At 71.6% G+C, this 17824-nt stretch carries 13 protein-coding genes; 10 read left to right on the forward strand and 3 right to left on the reverse strand.

All coding sequences use genetic code 11. The features are described from left to right. The first annotated feature begins 322 nt into the window (after positions 1–322). The gene (locus LQ326_RS29530; RefSeq protein WP_181804939.1) at positions 323–1360 is read left to right on the forward strand and encodes a LacI family DNA-binding transcriptional regulator; all 1038 of its coding nucleotides are present in this window, start codon (positions 323–325) and stop codon (positions 1358–1360) included. A 129-nt stretch (positions 1361–1489) separates the two neighbouring features. Beyond that, positions 1490–2335, forward strand: coding sequence for a phosphatase PAP2 family protein (locus tag LQ326_RS29535; RefSeq protein ID WP_234542104.1), 846 nt, complete (start codon positions 1490–1492; stop codon positions 2333–2335). Positions 2336–2618: 283 nt separating this feature from the next. On the opposite strand, the gene LQ326_RS29540 is transcribed toward LQ326_RS29535, so the two are convergent. After that, on the reverse strand, positions 2619–5612 hold the full coding sequence (locus LQ326_RS29540; protein ID WP_234542105.1) for a bifunctional [glutamine synthetase] adenylyltransferase/[glutamine synthetase]-adenylyl-L-tyrosine phosphorylase: 2994 nt from the start codon (positions 5610–5612) through the stop codon (positions 2619–2621). Positions 5613–5901: 289 nt separating this feature from the next. On the opposite strand from LQ326_RS29540, the gene LQ326_RS29545 reads away from it, so the two are divergent. From LQ326_RS29545 to LQ326_RS29560, 4 genes are all read left to right on the forward strand, one after another. Then, entirely contained in the window at positions 5902–6774 is an 873-nt protein-coding gene (locus LQ326_RS29545; RefSeq protein ID WP_234542185.1) for an alkaline phosphatase family protein, read from the forward strand. A gap of 1 nt (position 6775) precedes the next feature. Further along, positions 6776–8050, forward strand: a complete 1275-nt coding sequence (locus tag LQ326_RS29550) for an MFS transporter (protein ID WP_234542106.1) — start codon at positions 6776–6778, stop codon at positions 8048–8050. Next, the gene (locus LQ326_RS29555) at positions 8047–9066 is read left to right on the forward strand and encodes a TolB family protein (RefSeq protein WP_234542107.1); all 1020 of its coding nucleotides are present in this window, start codon (positions 8047–8049) and stop codon (positions 9064–9066) included. The genes LQ326_RS29550 and LQ326_RS29555 overlap by 4 nt, the downstream gene beginning before the upstream one ends. 81 nt (positions 9067–9147) lie before the next feature. Next, entirely contained in the window at positions 9148–10323 is a 1176-nt protein-coding gene (locus tag LQ326_RS29560) for a PP2C family protein-serine/threonine phosphatase (protein WP_234542108.1), read from the forward strand. Between the two features lie 83 nt (positions 10324–10406). Here LQ326_RS29560 and LQ326_RS29565 read toward each other — a convergent pair whose 3' ends face one another. Beyond that, a complete protein-coding gene (locus tag LQ326_RS29565; protein WP_234542109.1) occupies positions 10407–11768 on the reverse strand; it encodes a glutamine synthetase family protein in 1362 nt (453 codons plus the stop codon). Between the two features lie 337 nt (positions 11769–12105). Between LQ326_RS29565 and LQ326_RS29570 the strand changes: the two genes are divergently transcribed. Together LQ326_RS29570 and LQ326_RS29575 are read left to right on the forward strand one after the other, a co-directional pair. Beyond that, the gene (locus LQ326_RS29570) at positions 12106–13275 is read left to right on the forward strand and encodes a globin domain-containing protein (protein ID WP_234542110.1); all 1170 of its coding nucleotides are present in this window, start codon (positions 12106–12108) and stop codon (positions 13273–13275) included. A gap of 802 nt (positions 13276–14077) precedes the next feature. Then, positions 14078–15631, forward strand: a complete 1554-nt coding sequence (locus LQ326_RS29575; RefSeq protein WP_234542111.1) for an IPT/TIG domain-containing protein — start codon at positions 14078–14080, stop codon at positions 15629–15631. A gap of 210 nt (positions 15632–15841) precedes the next feature. Here LQ326_RS29575 and LQ326_RS29580 read toward each other — a convergent pair whose 3' ends face one another. Next, positions 15842–16285 carry an Rrf2 family transcriptional regulator gene (locus LQ326_RS29580; protein WP_234542112.1) on the reverse strand — a complete coding sequence of 148 codons (444 nt, stop codon included), beginning with the start codon at positions 16283–16285 and terminating at the stop codon, positions 15842–15844. 168 nt (positions 16286–16453) lie between these two features. On the opposite strand from LQ326_RS29580, the gene LQ326_RS29585 reads away from it, so the two are divergent. Together LQ326_RS29585 and LQ326_RS29590 are read left to right on the forward strand one after the other, a co-directional pair. Then, positions 16454–17125 (forward strand): thioredoxin-like domain-containing protein, encoded by a 672-nt coding sequence (locus LQ326_RS29585; RefSeq protein WP_234542113.1) that lies wholly within the window; start codon positions 16454–16456, stop codon positions 17123–17125. Between the two features lies 1 nt (position 17126). Further along, entirely contained in the window at positions 17127–17759 is a 633-nt protein-coding gene (locus LQ326_RS29590; protein ID WP_234542114.1) for a DUF305 domain-containing protein, read from the forward strand. The last annotated feature ends 65 nt before the right edge of the window (positions 17760–17824 follow it).

Here is a 17824-nt window from a genome sequence, read left to right on the forward strand (position 1 = left end):
TCGTGCCGACTGCGCCGTTGCTGCGGCGGCCGGGCGTCAGGGAACGTAACAGCGATGTAAGCGCCGCGAAAGACCTTGCAGCAAAAAAGTGCAAGAGATCTCCGAAGTTATCCGGGCGTGACCTGTCGGCGACCGCCATGAGACGCTTGTTTACGGCGGTAGAGCGCTACGACGTCCCTTTGTGCAAGACTCTGCAAGCTCTTGCCGTCAAGTTTCAGTAGGGAGTGCGATGACGCAGCAGCCCAGGACGGGCCGCCCCCCAGGCCGCATCAGGCGCCCGATCGGTGTGCAAGGGGACATACGGCCGGTACAGTCCAGTGCCGTGACCACACGGCTTGCCGACATCGCAGCGCAGGCGGGGGTGAGCGAGGCGACGGTGAGCCGGGTCCTGAACGGGAAGCCGGGCGTCGCGGCCACCACCCGCCAGTCCGTGCTCGCCGCCCTGGACGTCCTCGGCTACGAGCGTCCGGTACGGCTGCGGCAGCGCAGCGAGGGCCTGGTGGGGCTGATCACCCCCGAGCTGGAGAACCCGATATTCCCGGCCCTGGCGCAGGTCATCGGGCAGGCGCTGACCCGGCAGGGCTACACCCCCGTGCTCGCCACCCAGACCCCGGGCGGGTCCACGGAGGACGAGCTGACCGAGATGCTGGTGGACCGCGGGGTCGCGGGCATCATCTACGTCTCCGGCCTGCACGCGGACACCACCGCCGACATGCAGCGCTACGAGCGGCTGCGGGCGCAGGGCGTGCCGTACGTGCTGGTGGACGGGTTCTCGCCGAAGGTGCAGGCGCCGTTCATCTCCCCCGACGACCGGGCCGCGATGACGCTGGCCGTCACCCACCTCGCCTCCCTGGGCCACACCCGGATCGGGCTCGCCCTCGGCCCGAAGCGGTTCGTCCCCGTGCAGCGCAAGATCGAGGGGTTCGTGCGGGCGATGCAGGACCAGTTGGGCCTGTCGGCGGACACCATCGAGTCCGAGCTGGTCCAGCACTCCCTCTACACCCTGGAGGGCGGCCAGGCCGCCACCACGGCGCTCATCGACCGGGGCTGCACGGCGATCGTCTGCGCCAGCGACATGATGGCGCTCGGCGCGATACGGGCGGCACGCCAGCGCGGCCTCGACGTCCCCCGGGACGTCTCGGTGGTCGGCTTCGACGACTCCCCGCTGATCGCGTTCACCGATCCCCCTCTCACCACCATCCGCAAGCCGGTCCCGGCGATGGGCCAGGCAGCGGTGCGCACCCTTCTGGAGGAGATCGGCGGCACTCCCGCTCCGCACAGCGAGTTCGTTTTCATGCCGGAATTGGTGGTACGCGGTTCTACGGCGTCGGCGCCGGGCGACCGCGCCAACCGCCCCTGACCGCGCCCGATTACCTCGCTGTGGATCGTGCGGTACCTGAGCAGTAGTCGCCGCGCGGTAGGACATGCGTGGTGAACCCGACCTTGGGATGATCTGCCGGAGACGTCTTTTCTGGCAGACTCTGTGCCTATGAGTGACTCGACCGTGACAGAGCCGGAAGGTCGCGCACAGCAGACCCTTCCGCGGTCCGTCACGGGCGAAGGGGAGCAGCGGTTCCTGCGGCGGCTGCGGACGCCGCGCCGGCCCCGGCTCTGGTTCGAGATCCTGCTGATCGCGGTGAGTTACTGGACCTACTCGCTGATCCGCAACGCGGTCCCGGAGCAGCGGGCGCAGGCGCTGCGCAACGCCGCCTGGCTCTGGAAGGCCGAGCACTACCAGGGGATCGCCGTCGAGGAGTCGGTCAACCACGCCGTGAACTCGGTGACTTGGCTGATCATCGGCATGAACTACTACTACGCCACGCTGCATTTCGTGGTGACGCTGGGCGTGCTGGTCTGGCTCTACCGCAGTCACCCCGGCCGTTACGCGGCGGCCCGCCTGGCCCTCTTCGCGGCCACCGGGGTGGCCCTCCTCGGCTACTACGTGTTCCCGCTCGCCCCGCCCCGCCTGATGAACGGCGGCGGCTTCGTCGACACGGTGACGGTCCACCACACCTGGGGCTCGATGGCCTCCGGTGACCTCAAGCACATGTCCAACCAGTACGCCGCGATGCCGTCCATGCACATCGGCTGGTCCCTGTGGTGCGGCCTGACGATCTTCGCCCTGGCCTCGGTCCCCTGGGTCCGGCTCCTGGGCCTCCTCTACCCGACGGCCACCCTCCTCGTCATCGTCGCCACCGCCAACCACTTCTGGCTCGACGCGGTGGGCGGCGCCCTCTGCCTCGCCTTCGGCTTCACCGTGGCCCGCCTGTGGTACGGCGCCCTGCCGTACGCCCTGCCGCAGAGCCCCGCGGACGGCTTCGTCCGCCATCGGTGACGTCCGCTGTCGCGGGAGCGGTACCGGTCCAGAACCGGCTTGCCCCGTCAAGTCCGGTTGCCGCGTCGCTGCTTCTCGAGGCGCCGCCGCCTCGGCCCTGAACGCCTCGTACTCCTCGGCCGGGCACGAGCAGAACGAGGGCGCGCCCCGGACGCGGGACCGCCGGGGTACGGCGGAGCGCCGCGCGACACGCCCCGGCGGGCCGCGGACCGCTTCCCGACCATGGTGCCGGACGGGCAGGACGTACGCACCTGGCTCCGGGAACCAGGGAGCACCGGCCTCATCAGGCCCCGTAGAAGAGCGTCTCCACGACGGACCGGGCCCTGCGCATGGTGCGCCGGTACGCGTCGAGCATGTCCCCGGCGTGCCCGTGCCCGTATCCCAGGTATCGGCCCACGGCGGCCAGCTCCCGGCTCTCGGTGGGGAACGTGTCGCCGGCCCGCCCCCGCACCAGCATCACGGCGTTGCGCACGCGCGTCGCCAGCACCCAGGCCTCGTCGAGCACCGCGGCCTCCTCCGTCTCCAGCAGCCCCGCCGCCTGCGCCGCGGCCAGCGCCTCACGGGTGCGGGTGGTGCGCAGCCCGGGCTCGGCCCAGCCGTGCCGCAGCTGCAGCAGCTGCACGGTCCACTCCACGTCGGACAGCCCGCCCGGCCCGAGCTTGGTGTGCAGCTTGGGGTCGGCGCCGCGCGGCAGCCGCTCGGACTCCATCCGGGCCTTCAGCCGCCGGATCTCGCGCACCGCGTCCTCGCCGAGCCCCTGCGCCGGGTACCGCAGCGGGTCGACCAGCTCGATGAACCGGCGCCCCAGCTCCTCGTCCCCGGCGACCGGTTCGGCCCGCAGCAGCGCCTGCGACTCCCACACCAGGGACCAGCGGCGGTAGTACGCCTCGTAGGAGTTCAGCGTGCGCACCAGCGGCCCGGACTTGCCCTCGGGGCGCAGGTCCGCGTCGATCAGCAACGGCGGGTCGGCGCTGGGGATCTGCAGCAGCCGGCGCATCTCGGCGACGACCTTGTTGGCCGCGTCGGTGGCCTCCCGCTCGGCGACGCCGTCCCGCGGCTCGTGCACGAACACGACGTCGGCGTCGGAGCCGTAGCCGAGTTCGTGGCCGCCGAAGCGGCCCATGCCGATGACGGCGAAGCGGGTGGGCAGGGTGTCCCTCCAGCCGTCCCGGACCACCGCCCGCAGGGTTCCCGCCAGGGTCGCGGCCGTCAGGTCGGAGACGGCGGCGCCGACCCGGTCGACCAGGGCGCCCTGGTCGGGCTCGGCGGGCTTGGTCTCGGTGCCGTAGGAGTCGACGATGTCGGCGGCGGCCGTACGGAACAGCTCGCGGCGGCGCACGCCGCGGGCCGCCCGCACGCCGTCCTCGGCGTTGTCGGCGCGGCCGGCGGCGGCGAGGATCTCCTGCTCCAGCTGGGCGCGGCCGCGCGGCTCCAGGCCGCCCCCGTCGCCGTCGCCCAGCAGGGCCACCGCCTCCGGGGCGCGCATCAGCAGGTCGGGGGCGAGGCGCCCGGCGGACAGCACGCGCGCGAGGTTCTCGGCGGCGGCGCCCTCGTCCCTGAGCAGCCGCAGGTACCAGGGGGTCTTGCCGAGGGCGTCGGAGACCTTGCGGAAGTTCAGCAGGCCCGCGTCCGGGTCGGCGGAATCGGCGAACCAGCCCAGCAGGACGGGCAGCAGGGTGCGCTGGATGGCGGCCTTGCGGGTGACGCCGGAGGCGAGGGCCTCCAGGTGGCGCAGGGCGGCGGCGGGGTCGGCGTAGCCGAGGGCCACCATGCGCTCCCGGGCCGCCTCGGCGCTCAGCCGGGCCTCGCCGGGGGCGAGCTGGGCGACGGCGTCGAGCAGCGGGCGGTAGAAGAGCTTCTCGTGCAGGCGTCGTACGACACCGGTGTGCCGCTTCCACTCGCGGGTCAGCTCGGTCACCGGGTCGGTGCGCAGGCCCAGCGAGCGGCCGAGGCGGCGCAGGTCGGCCTCGCCCTCGGGGACCAGGTGGGTGCGGCGCAGCCGGTGGAGCTGGATGCGGTGCTCCAGGGAGCGCAGGAAGCGGTAGGCGTCGTCGAGCTGGACGGCGTCGGCGCGGCCCACGTAGCCGCCGGCGGCGAGCGCCTGGAGGGCGTCCAGGGTGGTACCGCTGCGCAGTGCGGCGTCGGCCCGGCCGTGCACCAACTGCAGCAGCTGGACGGCGAACTCGACGTCGCGCAGGCCGCCGGGGCCGAGCTTCAGCTCGCGGTCGATCTCGGCGGCGGGGATGTTCTCCACCACGCGCCGGCGCATCTTCTGCACGTCGGCGACGAAGTTCTCGCGCTCGGCGGCCTTCCAGACCAGGGGGTCGAGGGCGGCGACGTACTCCTGGCCCAGGTCGAGGTCGCCAGCGACCGGGCGCGCCTTGAGCAGGGCCTGGAACTCCCAGGTCTTGGCCCACCGCTGGTAGTAGGCGAGGTGGCTGCTGAGCGTGCGCACGAGGGGGCCGTTGCGGCCCTCGGGGCGGAGGTTGGCGTCGACGGGCCAGATCGACCCCTCCACCGTGGTCTCGGAGCAGATCCGCATCATGTGCGAGGCGAGCTTGGTGGCGGCGCGCAGGGCCTTGCTCTCGTCGGCGCCGTCGGCGGCCTCGCCGACGAAGATGACGTCGACGTCGGAGACGTAGTTCAGCTCGTGGCCGCCGCACTTGCCCATGGCGATCACCGCGAGCCGGCAGGCGGCGGCGTCCCCGGGCGCGGCGGCCTCGGCGAGGGCGAGGGCGGCGCGCAGGGTGGCGGTGGCCAGGTCGGCGAGTTCGGCGGCGGTCTGGGTGAGGTCCGTCGTCCCGCACACGTCCCGGGCGGCGATGGACAGCAGGCAGCGCCGGTAGGCGACGCGCAGGGAGACCGGGTCGGCGGCCTCGGCGAGCCCGCGTTCGAACTCGGCGACGCCGGGGTGCAGGTCGCGGGGCTCGTAGGTGACCAGGGTCTCCCAGTCGCGCGGGTGCCGGGCGAGGTGGTCGGCGAGGGCGGCGGAGGCGCCGAGGACACCCAGCAGGCGGTCCCGCAGCGGCTTGGCCGCTATCAGGGTGTCGAGCAGTTCCCGGCGGGCGGTGGGGCCGGGCTGGGCCTCCAGGAGCCGCACCAGGCCGTGCAGGGCGAGGTCGGGGTCGGCGGTGGCGCCCAGGGCTTCGAGGAGCACGGGGTCGTCGCGCACGGCGGCCAGTTCGGCGCTGTCCAGCAGCCGCTCGGCGGCCGAGGCATCGGTGAAGCCGTGCCGCAGCAGTCGCGTGAAGGTACTGCTCCTGCGCCCCGGCGTCATCCGCGGCTCCCTCCGGATCAAGGTCGTCCCCGCCCGAGCCTAACCGCAGACCCCGTCACGAGCGCCGACGAGTCAAGGGCGGGATGGTGGTCGTACCGGCAGGCGCCCCCGGGAGGCGTCGCGCGCGAGCCCGAGGCGGAAGTAGTTCATCCGGTCTTCACCTGTCTGGCCGAGCGCGGCGACACGGAGGATTATTGGCGTGTGCATGCTCAGTCCCCGCACCGCCACCAGGCTTTCCCTTCCCCCAGCACCGGAGGTTGATGTGTCCGGCAGTTCCGCACGTCCGGCGATGATCCGCCGCGCCCGTACGGCGATGGCCTCGGCCACCGCCCTCACCGCGGCCGCGATCGGCCTGTGGACCGGGCTCGGCGGCACGTCCGCGCAGGCCGCGAGCGCCGTACCCTCCCCGGACCACGTGATCGTCGTGGTCCTAGAGAACCACGCCTACAGCCAGGTCATCGGCTCCTCCAGCGCGCCGTACATCAACTCGCTGGCAACCGGCGGCGCCAACCTGACCCAGATGTACGCCGAGACCCACCCGAGCCAGCCCAACTACTACGCGATGTTCTCGGGCTCCACCCAGGGCATCACGGACGACAGCTGCATCACGCCCGGCTTCTCCTCGGCGGCGAACCTGGCCTCCGAGCAGCTCGCGGCCGGCCGCACCTGGGCCAGCTACAACGAGACCCTGCCCAGCCAGGGCTCCACCACGTGCAGCAGCGGCAAGTACGCGCAGAAGCACAACCCGTGGTTCGGCTTCAGCAACGTACCGACGTCGACCGCGAAGACGTTCGCCCAGTTCCCGACGGACTACACCACCCTCCCCCAGCTGTCCTACGTGATCCCCAACCTGTGCAACGACATGCACGACTGCTCGGTGTCCACGGGTGACACCTGGCTGAAGAACAACCTGGGCGCGTACGCCACCTGGGCCAAGACCCACAACAGCCTCCTCGTCGTCACCACGGACGAGGACAACCGCCTGGCCGGCAACCGCATCCCGACGGTGCTCTACGGCCAGCCGGTCGCGGCGGGCTCGACCTCGTCCACCACGTACGACCACTACGACCTGCTGCGCACCCTGGAGGACAGCCAGGGCCTGAGCGCGCACGCGGGCAACGCGGCGTCCGCGTCCGACATCACCGGGATCTGGGCGTCCTGACGTGTACGTAGCGGACAGCCGCGCGAGCACCCCGGCGCCGGCGTCCGTGGAAGGTACCGCCCGGCCGGCCACGGCCGGGCGGTACCGCTCCACGATCGCGCCCACGGTCCTCGCCCTCGGCACGGTCAGCCTGGTCACGGACGTGTCCTCCGAGATGGTCACGGCGGTCCTCCCGCTGTACCTGGTGGCGGGCCTGGGCCTGTCCCCGCTGGGTTTCGGCCTCCTCGACGGCGTCTACAACGGCTTCTCGGCGGTCGTACGCCTCGTCGGCGGCCACCTCGCCGACCGCGGCGGCGGCCGCCACAAGTGGGTGGCGGGCGCGGGCTACGCCCTCTCCGCCCTGTGCAAACCCCTCCTGCTGATCGCCCACAGCCTCACCCCCATCGGCCTGATCCTGGCGGCGGACCGCACCGGCAAGGGCCTGCGCACCGCCCCCCGGGACGCCCTGATCTCCCTCTCCAGCACCCCGGAGACCCGGGGCCGCGCCTTCGGCGTGCACCGCGCGATGGACACGGCGGGCGCCCTGCTCGGCCCCCTGGCCGCGTTCCTCATCCTCCGGGCGACGGTGGACGGCTACGACGCGGTGTTCACGGTGAGCTTCTGCGTGGCGGTGCTGGGCGTGCTGATCCTGGTCCTGTTCGTTCCGTCCGGCGGCCGTACGGAACCGGCCGCCCCCGGCGCGCGCCCCACCCTGCGCGCGGCACTCGGCCTGCTGGCCGACCGCGACCTGCGCCGCATCACCCTCTGCGCCCTTCTGCTGGGCCTCGCGACGGTGAGCGACTCCTTCGTCTACCTGCTGCTGCAACGCCGGCTCGGCGTCCCGGACCGCTGGTTCGCCCTGCTCCCCCTCGGCACAGCGGCCGCGTTCCTCCTCCTGGCCGTCCCGCTGGGCCGCCTGGCGGACCGCTGGGGCCGCTGGCGGGTCTTCCTGGCCGGCCACGCGGCTCTGCTGCTCGCCTACGCGCTCCTGCTGGCGTCCTGGCACGGCACCGCCCTGCCGTACGCGGTGCTCGCGCTGCACGGCACGTTCTACGCGGCGACCGACGGTGTGCTGATGGCGGCCGCGTCGGACAGCGTGCCCGAGGCGCTGCGCTCGTCGGGTCTGGCGCTGGTCCAGACGGGTCAGGCGGCGACTCGTTTCGCCTGCTCACTGGGGTTCGGGGCGGCCTGGACGCTGTGGGGCGACCGTACCGCCCTGAGCGTGTCGGCGGTGGCCCTGGCGGGGTGCGCGGCGTACGCCCTCACCCTTAGGCCCTTCCGGGAGGCCGCCGTATGACCGTCCGCTCCCGCCTCCTGATCCTCCTCTCGGCGCTGGCGGTCCTGGGGGCCGTCGCCCTGGCCTCCGTCCTGCACGCCTCCGCCCGGGCGGAGCGCCGCGACCACACGCAGGCGGGCGGCCCGAAGGTCACTGCGGGGACGGTGACGCTGACGGCCCCCGGCCGCATGGTCTTCCGCAACATGGCCTGGGGACCGCACCGGGACGAACTCTCCACGGTCCCCGCCGCCTCCCCCTCCGGCCCCCGTACCGCCTCCGGCGTGAAATGCCTGCGTTTCTACGCCGCCGCGGGCACCGGCGTCTGCCTCCAGGCCGTCCACGGCCCGGTCTCGGACACCTACCGCGCCCTGATCCTGGACGCGAACCTGCACGCGACCGCCCACTACGACGTCCCGGGCATCCCGTCCCGCGCCCGGGTCTCGCCCACCGGCCACTACGCGGCCTGGACGGCGTTCGTGGGCGGCGACTCGTACGCGGGCACGAACTTCTCGACCCGCACGGCGATCGCCGACACGCGCACGGGCGAGCTGATCCCGACCCTGGAGTCCTTCCGCGTCCTCAAGGACGGCCGCTCCTACCACTCCGCGGACGCCAACTTCTGGGGCGTGACGTTCGCGTCGGACGACACCACCTTCTACGCGACGCTCGCCACGAAGGGCTCGACCTACCTGGTCCGCGGCAACCTGCGCACCCGCACGCTCACCACCCTCCACGCGAACGTCGAATGCCCGTCCCTCTCCCCCGACGGCACCCGCATCGCGTACAAGAAACGCGTGCGGGGCCTGCCGAAGGACGCCCCCTGGCGCCTGTACGTCCTGAACCTGAGCACGATGCGCGAGACGCCGCTGGCCGAGCCCCGCAGCGTGGACGACCAGGCGGTGTGGAAGGACGCGCACACGATCGTCTACGCCCTGCCGGGCGACTACGGCGCGGACCTGTACGAAGTCCCGGCCGACGGCACGGGGAAGCCGCGGCGGATCAGCGTCTCGGCGGTGTCGCCGGCGTATGTCGGCTGACCCCGGGAATGGGAAGCACGTCGCGCTGCGTTTCCGGAGGCAGTACGACGAGCCCAGAGCAGACCTGTACCGGAGCACGACGTGAGCACTGCCACCATCGCGAGTTCAGTGGTAGAGAGCGTGCGGGCGTGGCACCGTTCCACACTGCGGCTCCTGTGGGTGGCCGGTCCCCTGCTGCTGATCATCGCGATCCCGGTGGCCGACGGGTTCCTGCCGCCGGACGTGCATCTCGCTCACCTGCTCGTGGTCGCGGTGGCGATCACCGCGGTCGGCAGCGGGCCGCGCGCCACCGCCCTGACCGGGGCGCTGGCCGTCCTCGCACTGGTCTGCGCCGGCCTGGAGCGACGCACCCTGGCCACCGAGAGTGTCCTCGTCGAACTCTCCGCCCTCCTGGTCGTCTGCGTCTTCCTCGTCCTCTTCACCCGACTGCGAGACCGTCGGGAGCGCGAACTGGTCTGGGTGCGTTCGGTGTCCGACGCGACACAGCGTGTCGTACTGCGGCCGTTGCCGAAGCGGGCCGGGCCGGTCGCTCTTGCCTCGCACTACCGCAGCGCCGAATCGGACCCGACCATCGGCGGCGACCTGTACGCCGCCGCCCGGATCGCCGGCTCCACGCGGCTGCTCATCGGGGACGTCCGGGGCAAGGGACTCCCCTCGATCAGCGACACGGCGATCGTGCTGGGCGCCTTCCGCGCCGCCGCGCACCGCCGAGTCCCGCTGCCCGAGCTGGTCGGCTACATCGAGGACGCCGTCCGGTGGGGACTCGCGGAGTTCTCGGAGCCGGACGAGGATGCCGCCGAGCGCTTCGTGACCGCCGCCGTCCTGGACATCCCGGACGACGAGCCGGTGGTGCATCTGATCAGCTGCGGGCACCCGCCACCCCTCCTGTTGCGTGGCTCCACCGGGACGGCGCTGGCGCTGACGGTCCCCGAACCGTCGCCTCCGCTCGGCCTCGCGGTACGGCCCGCCGACACGCGCAGCACGGACAGCGTCGACGGCCGCTACGCACCGGCGACCTTCCCCTTCGAGCACGGCGACAGGCTGGTCCTGTACACGGACGGCGTCAGCGAGGCCCGGAACACGGAAGGCGAGTTCTATCCGCTCGCGGAGCGCGCCGCGGCCTGGGCGGACAAGGCACCAGACCTGCTCGTCGAGCAGCTCGCCGCAGACGTCCGGGCGTACACGGGCGGCCGGCTGAACGACGACCTGGCCATGGTCGTCCTCCAGCGCGACCGGACGGTGTCACAGGCCGCCTGAACCCCGCAAACGGGGAGCTGCGGCCGTCGGCTGCAGCTCCTGCAGCATCCTCAGAGCGGGAAAAGCCGGGCCCTGACCTGCCCCTAAAGCACCGGCAGGTTCTTCCGCAGCTCGAACGCGGTCACCTCGGAGCGGTACTCCTCCCACTCCTGCCGCTTGTTGCGCAGGAAGAAGTCGAAGACGTGTTCGCCGAGGGTCTCGGCGACCAGGTCGCTGTTCTCCATGAGGGTGAGGGCCTCGCCGAGGTTCTGGGGGAGCGGTTCGATGCCCATGGCGCGGCGCTCGGCGTTGGAGAGGGCCCAGACGTCGTCCTCGGCGCCCGGCGGGAGCTCGTAGCCCTCCTCGATGCCCTTGAGGCCGGCGGCGAGAAGGACCGCGTAGGCCAGGTACGGGTTGGCGCCGGAGTCGATGGAGCGGACCTCGACGCGCGCGGAGCCGGTCTTGCCGGGCTTGTACATCGGGACGCGGACCAGAGCGCTGCGGTTGTTGTGGCCCCAGCAGATGTAGGAGGGGGCCTCGCCGCCGGCGCCGGCGGTGCGCTCGGAGCCGCCCCAGATGCGCTTGTAGGAGTTCACCCACTGGTTGGTGACCGCGGAGATCTCGGCGGCGTGCTGCAGCAGGCCCGCGATGAAGGAGCGGCCGACCTTGGAGAGCTGGAACTCCGCGCCCGACTCGTAGAACGCGTTGCGGTCGCCCTCGAAGAGGGAGAGGTGGGTGTGCATGCCGGAGCCGGGGTGCTCGGAGAACGGCTTCGGCATGAACGTCGCCTGCACCCCCTGCTCCAGCGCCACCTGCTTCATGACCAGCCGGAACGTCATGATGTTGTCGGCCGTGGAGAGCGCGTCGGCGTAGCGCAGGTCGATCTCCTGCTGACCGGGCGCGCCCTCGTGGTGGGAGAACTCGACCGAGATGCCCATCGACTCCAGCATGGTGATCGCCTGGCGGCGGAAGTCCATGCCGACGCTGGTGGGCGTGTGGTCGAAGTAGCCGGAGTTGTCGGCCGGGGTGGGGCGGGAGCCGTCCAGCGGGCGGTTCTTCAGGAGGAAGAACTCGATCTCGGGGTGGGTGTAGAAGGTGAAGCCGAGGTCGGAGGTGCGGGCCAGGGCCCGCTTCAGGACGTACCGCGGGTCCGCGAAGGACGGGGAGCCGTCCGGCATGAGGATGTCGCAGAACATGCGGGCCGTGCCGGGGGTCTCCGCACGCCACGGGAGGACCTGGAACGTGGACGGGTCCGGCTTGGCGATCATGTCGGACTCGTAGACCCGGGCGAAGCCCTCGATCGCGGAGCCGTCGAAGCCGATGCCCTCGTCGAAGGCCTGCTCTAGCTCGGCCGGGGCCACCGCGACGGACTTGAGGAAGCCCAGCACGTCCGTGAACCACAGGCGTACGAACCGGATGTCGCGCTCCTCCAACGTCCGGAGCACGAACTCCTGCTGCTTGTCCATCTTCCGCTTCCCCATCCTTGCTGGTCAGGCCGCCTGTCTCCCTGTCCCGCGGGAGGCGGTCGGGCACCTGGGCATCACACCACAACAGCATTTCATGCGCGTTGCGCACCTTGATCGCCCGAGCGACCCCGGCGTGAACGGCTCTCGTACGGCAGATGTCCTGCCCTGACGCCCATCTTGCCTGCTCGCGCCGACATCCGTAATGGCCGATCCGGTTTCCGGGCCGCCGGCAGGTGACGGAGACCACGGTCCATAAATTTGAATCTCAGATGCAAGTTTTAATAACGTCTGATCACGAGCCGTTCGGTCGAACCACGCCGAGCCACAAGGAGCCCTCATGCTGTCCGAGCCGTCCGCCGCCACCGTCCGCGCCACCCTCCCCGCCGTGGGCGCGGCCATCGGTGAGATCACGGAGCGTTTCTACACCCGTCTCTTCGACGCCCACCCCGAGCTGCTGCGGAACCTCTTCAACCGCGGCAACCAGGCCGCCGGCACCCAGCGCCAGGCCCTCGCCGGCTCCATCGCCGCGTTCGCCACCCACCTGCTGGACCACCCGGACCAGCGACCCGACGCCATGCTGAGCCGCATCGCCCACAAGCACGCCTCCCTGGGCGTCACGCCCGCGCAGTACGACATCGTCCACGAGCACCTCTTCGCCGCCATCGCCGAGGTGCTCGGCGAGGCCGTCACCCCCGAGGTCGCGGCCGCCTGGGACGAGGTCTACTGGCTGATGGCGAACGCGCTCGTCGCGATCGAGAAGCGGCTGTACGAGGAGAGCGGCGGCCTGCAGGGGCTGCGGCCGTGGGAGGTCGTCGAGCGGGTCGTGGAGACCGCCGACGTGGTGACCTTCCGGGTGCGGCCGGTGGACGGCGGGCCGACGGTGCGCGGCTTCCGGGCCGGGCAGTACGTCTCCGTGGGCGTCACCCTCGCCGACGGCGCCCGCCAGATACGCCAGTACAGCCTCTCCGGCGCGCCGGGCGAGTCGGTCCGCCAGTTCAGCGTCAAGCTCGACGGCGAGGTCTCCCGCCACCTGCACGAGCACGTGCGGGTGGGTGACGTCCTCGAACTGTCGGAGCCGTACGGCGACCTCGTCCTGGGCGACGCCGCCGAGCGCCCCCTGCTGCTCGCCTCCGCCGGTATCGGCGTGACCCCGATGGTGGCGATGCTCGCCGCACTGGTGGCCGACGGCCACTCGGCCCCGGTGACCGTCGTACACGGCGACCGCTCCCCCGCCGACCACGCCCTGCGCACCGACCACGAGACCTACGCGGCCAAGCTCCCGGACAGCGCCGTCCACTTCTTCTACGAGCGGGACGCGGAGCCCGGCACCCGCACCGGCCTCGTCGACCTCACCGGCATCGAGGTCGCGGCCGGCACGCGCGCGTACCTGTGCGGACCGCTCCCCTTCATGCGCGCGGTGCGCACCCAGCTGATCGAGCAGGGCGTGGCTCCGGCGGACATCCACTACGAGGTGTTCGGCCCGGACCTGTGGCTGGCGGCGGCCTGAGCGTCAGCGCCCCGTAATGCGTGTTTCTGATCCCCGGTCCTGAGTAGCTTCGAGTCCTACGCCGGCCTGGTGTCCGAGGACGCCGGCTCGGGCCGGGGGAAGGATCTGCCGGGGCTGCGGGGAACGGCTGAGGCCGGGAGCCAGGCCCGGGGCGGAGTTGTGTTCGTCGGTGTGCCGGTCCAGGCAGTGGCGTCGGGAACGACGGTTGCGCCGGCGCTTGGCGGCCGTTCAGGACGGCACGGGCGAGGTGGAGTGCCCGGAGTGCGGGGCTCGGTGGGTGGCCCGGCGTCGACCGCCGCTCGGACGGGGTGTTCTGCTCGCCGCGGTGCAAGATGAGGGCCTGGAGGCGTCGAGCGGAACCGTTTGGCGAACGGTCACAGTGACCGCCGGCCGAACGCATCCTGCCGGCCGGGGAAACCCGCGTCGGCCGAAACCTGACCACCCGCCCGCCTTGTTCCCTCTGTTCCTCCGCGTCGCCGATGGCGATCCGGAGGACGTGGATGCTCTGGATGCCCGCTTCTGAAGGGGGTGTGAATGCGGGGCACCACGCGCCCCCCACAACGATCCTTTCGCCACCGATGGTTTGCGATTGCGTGTATGGCGGGGTGGCGAGCGGGGATAAGCCGGGTGAACTCATTTGGCGGGCGGCCCACCCTCTTCGGAGTCGGCGGCCCGCTGCGTGCCGATGATGCACGACACCGTGGTCGCCCATGGGCCCTCCGGAGAGGTTCCGGCCTCGGCCGACGCTACTCAGCGTTGCCGACCGCAGGCCGTCCGACCCCCCCTCGAAGGAGGCCTCTCCTTGAACGCCATCGCACAACCGCTCTCGCTGCCCGCACTGCCGACGCCGACCGCCCTCGCGGCGATCGCGAGCACGCAGCAGCTCGCAGCCGCAGCTCAGGTGTGCCTGACCACCATCCCCGTGGGGAACACCCCGTTCCGGCTGGCGGCCGCCCCGAACGGAAACGTCTACGTAGCCAACTTCGGCGCGAACACGGTGTCGGTGATCGACTCGACCACCAACACGGTCATCGGCTCCCCCATCCCCGTGGGGGTTTGGCCGCGCGGGGTGGCGATCGCGAACGGGCGCGCCTACGTCGCCAACTCGAACTCGGACACGGTGTCGGTGATCGATACTGCCACGAACTCGCTGGTCGGCTCGCCCATCCCGCTCGCCGGCAGCCCGTTCGGGGTAGCAGCCGCCCAGAACGGGCACGTCTTCGTCACCCAGCAGAACTTGAACACCGTGTCGGTGATCGACTCGACCACCAACACGGTCATCGGCTCCCCCATCCCCGTGGGGAGTGTCCCGCGCGGGGCGGCGGTCGCCCCGAACGGACGCGTCTACGTGACGAACTCCAGCCTCAGCGCGAACTCGGTGTCGGTGATCGACTCGACCACCAACATGGTCATCGCCACCATCCCCGTGGGCAGCGGCCCGGCCGATCTCGCGGCCGCCCCGAACGGGCGCGTCTATGTGGCCAACTTCGCCGCGAACTCGGTGTCGGTGATCGACTCGACCACCAACATGGTCATCGCCACCATCCCCGTGGGGAACGGCCCGTCCGGGGTGGCGGTCGCCCCGAGCGGGCTCGTCTACGTGACGAACGGGAACTCGGACACGGTGTCGTTGATCGATTCAGTCACCGACACGGTCATCGGCTCCCCCATCCCCGTTGGCGACGGCCCGACCGGCGTAACCGTCGCCCCGAACGGAAGCGCCTACGTCGCCGATCAGAACGCGAACACTGTCAGCGTCCTTCCAGGCCCGCCCACGCTGACCGGCATCAGCCCGGCGCAGGGCAGCGCAGCCGGCGGCACGCAGGTCACCCTCACCGGCACCGACCTGTTCGGCGCCACCGTCACCATCGGCGGCCAGCCGGCCACCAACCTCTTCTACAACCTCGACGGCACCGCGCTCATCGCCACCACCCCGCCCGGCACACCCGGCCCCGCCACCGTCACCGTCACCGTCACCAACGAGATCGGCAGCGCGAGCCTGCCCGGCGGATTCACCTACGTCTCCGCCGCCACCACGCTGAGCGCCACCCCGGCCGTCATCCGCCTGAACCTGGCCACCAGGCAGTACTACATCCCCGCCCTCAGCGCAACCCTGACCGACCAGGTCTCCGGCACCCCCATCCCCGGCCAGACCATCACCTTCACGGCCACCCCCTCCACCGGCCCCGTCACCCTCGGCGCCGCCGTCACCGACGCGAACGGCACCGCCACCCTCACCAACACCCCCGTGTCCGCCACCCTCATCACCGCCAGCCACTACACCGCCACCTTCGCCGGCTCCCCGGGCCACCCCGCCGCCACCACCACCGCCCCCCTCACCTTCAACCCCGTCTGACCTCGACCCGAACTCCCAGCCAGTGGACCCGCCGGTCACCACGACCGGCGGGTCAGGGGCGACCCGGGCCCCCTCCGACCGGGGCTGAAAACAGGCGCTCAGGCTAGGGGCGCCGGGCCCTGTCCGGTGTGCGGCTGCCGCCTCGTGGGCGCGACAAGCCACGACGGCACCGCGCCGCCGGCGGCAGCCCGCGGCACCCCCGTGGGCGCCTCAGACCGCCCCCGGCCTCTTGGAAATGCTGAGCAGCAAGGGCCCCGTCGGCGCCACCACCATGTCCGCCACCGTCACCGGGTCCAGGGCCGCGAAGAACGCCTCCCGGGCCCGGCGCAGGGCGCCCCTGAGACGGCAGTCGGAGTTGAGGGGACACGGGTTGTCGCCCTCGCACTCGACGACCTCCCCCTCACCCTCGAAGGTCCGCACCAGCGCTCCCACCGAGGCCGTACGGCCCTTCTCGGTCAGCGTGAGCCCGCCGCCCCGGCCGCGCCGCGCGTCGACCAGCCCCAGGTGCTGCAGTTCCGCGACCACCTTCGCGGCGTGCGTGTACGGCACGTCCATGTCCGCCGCGACCTCGCGGGTGGTGGGGCTGGAGCCGCTCACGACGGCGAGCCGCATCAGGAGACGCAGAGCCAGGTCGGTGGAGCGCAGCAGCCGCATACCAGCCAGCGTAGGTAATACGCATCCGCCGTTCAACTTATCGGTCTCCTGTCGGACGGGGATCTTTCCAGTTCTTTCCTTTGCCCTCCCTACGACCGCCCCCGTCTCCCCCACTACGATCAGCGGGCCCCATCCTCCACGTCCCTTTCCCCCAAGAAGGACACGGTCATGGCCACCGCCAAGAAGAGCACCAACGCAGCGCGCAAGGCACGCATAGAGGAGATGCGGCGTGCCGAACAGGCACGTGAGCGGCGCAACCGGATCCTGACGGTCGGCGCGAGTGTCGTGGTCGTCGCCGGTCTCGTCGTCGGCGGAGTGGTACTCGTCAACTCGCAGTCGGACAAGAGCGACAGCGCGAGCGGCTCGAAGGGCGCCTCCGGGGACTCCGGGCACTTCGTGACCGGCGGCGACGGCGTGCGGACCTGGACGGGCAAGCTGTCCCGCACCCACGTCACGGGGACCGTGGACTACCCGATGCACCCGCCGGTCGGCGGCAACCACAACCCGGTCTGGCTGAACTGCAACGGCGACGTCTACACCAAGGCCGTGAAGGACGAGAACGCCGTGCACGCCCTGGAGCACGGCGCGGTCTGGGTGACGTACACCGACAAGGCGAAGAAGCCGGACGTGGACAAGCTGGCGGCGAAGGTGAAGCAGACGCCGTACTCGCTGATGAGCCCGTACGCGAACCAGACCTCGCCGATCGAGCTTTCGGCGTGGGGGCACCAGCTGAGCGTGACGAGCGCCGACGACCCGAAGGTCGGCAAGTTCTTCGAGACGTACGTGCAGGGCAAGCAGACCCCGGAGCCGGGTGCCTCCTGCACCGGCGGGACGATGTGACGTGAGGAAACACATCGGCTGGATCGCCGGGACGGCCGCGGCGGTGCTGGTCGCCGCCGGTGCGATCACCTACGCGGCCGCCGAGGACGGCGGCGGTGGCGGGGGCCTGAGCGTCCCGGGCGCGGACGGGGCGGACGCGGGGTTCGCGCGGGACATGGCGGTCCATCACCAGCAGGCCGTGGAGATGTCGTACCTGGTCCGCGACCGCACGAAGAACCCGGAAGTGCGCCGGCTCGCCTACGACATCGCACAGACGCAGGCCAACCAGCGCGGCATGCTGCTGGGCTGGCTGGACCTGTGGGACCTGCCGAAGGTCTCGGCGAAGCCGCCGATGTCCTGGATGGGCATGGGCGACATGCCCGAGCGCGGGGACGGTTCGCTGATGCCGGGCATGGCGACCGACACCGAGCTGAAGAAGCTGGGGACCCTGAACGGCAAGCAGGCGGAGATCTTCTACCTCCAGCTGATGACGGACCATCACAAGGGCGGTATCCACATGGCCGAGGGGTGCGTGGCCAGGTGCACCGTCGCGGTGGAGAAGAGCCTCGCCCAGGGCATGGTGGACGCGCAGCAGTCGGAGCTGACGACGATGAAGCAGATGCTGCGGGAGCGGGGCGCCGGGCCGCGCGGCTGAACCGCCGCGCGGACGACACCGAACCGCCTTACCAGGTGGGCGATTTGTCGACTTAACGGCACCGC

The organism is Streptomyces shenzhenensis, from assembly GCF_021462265.1.
Lineage (GTDB): Bacteria > Actinomycetota > Actinomycetes > Streptomycetales > Streptomycetaceae > Streptomyces > Streptomyces shenzhenensis.

Coding starts and splice junctions, on each gene's coding strand:
- LQ326_RS29565 (WP_234542109.1), bottom strand. CDS start 11,768: ATGGACAAGCAGCAGGAGTTCGTGCTCCGGACGTTGGAGGAGCGCGAC.
- LQ326_RS29540 (WP_234542105.1), bottom strand. CDS start 5,612: ATGACGCCGGGGCGCAGGAGCAGTACCTTCACGCGACTGCTGCGGCAC.
- LQ326_RS29585 (WP_234542113.1), top strand. CDS start 16,454: ATGGCCACCGCCAAGAAGAGCACCAACGCAGCGCGCAAGGCACGCATA.
- LQ326_RS29580 (WP_234542112.1), bottom strand. CDS start 16,285: ATGCGGCTGCTGCGCTCCACCGACCTGGCTCTGCGTCTCCTGATGCGG.
- LQ326_RS29535 (WP_234542104.1), top strand. CDS start 1,490: ATGAGTGACTCGACCGTGACAGAGCCGGAAGGTCGCGCACAGCAGACC.
- LQ326_RS29570 (WP_234542110.1), top strand. CDS start 12,106: ATGCTGTCCGAGCCGTCCGCCGCCACCGTCCGCGCCACCCTCCCCGCC.
- LQ326_RS29555 (WP_234542107.1), top strand. CDS start 8,047: ATGACCGTCCGCTCCCGCCTCCTGATCCTCCTCTCGGCGCTGGCGGTC.
- LQ326_RS29545 (WP_234542185.1), top strand. CDS start 5,902: ATGATCCGCCGCGCCCGTACGGCGATGGCCTCGGCCACCGCCCTCACC.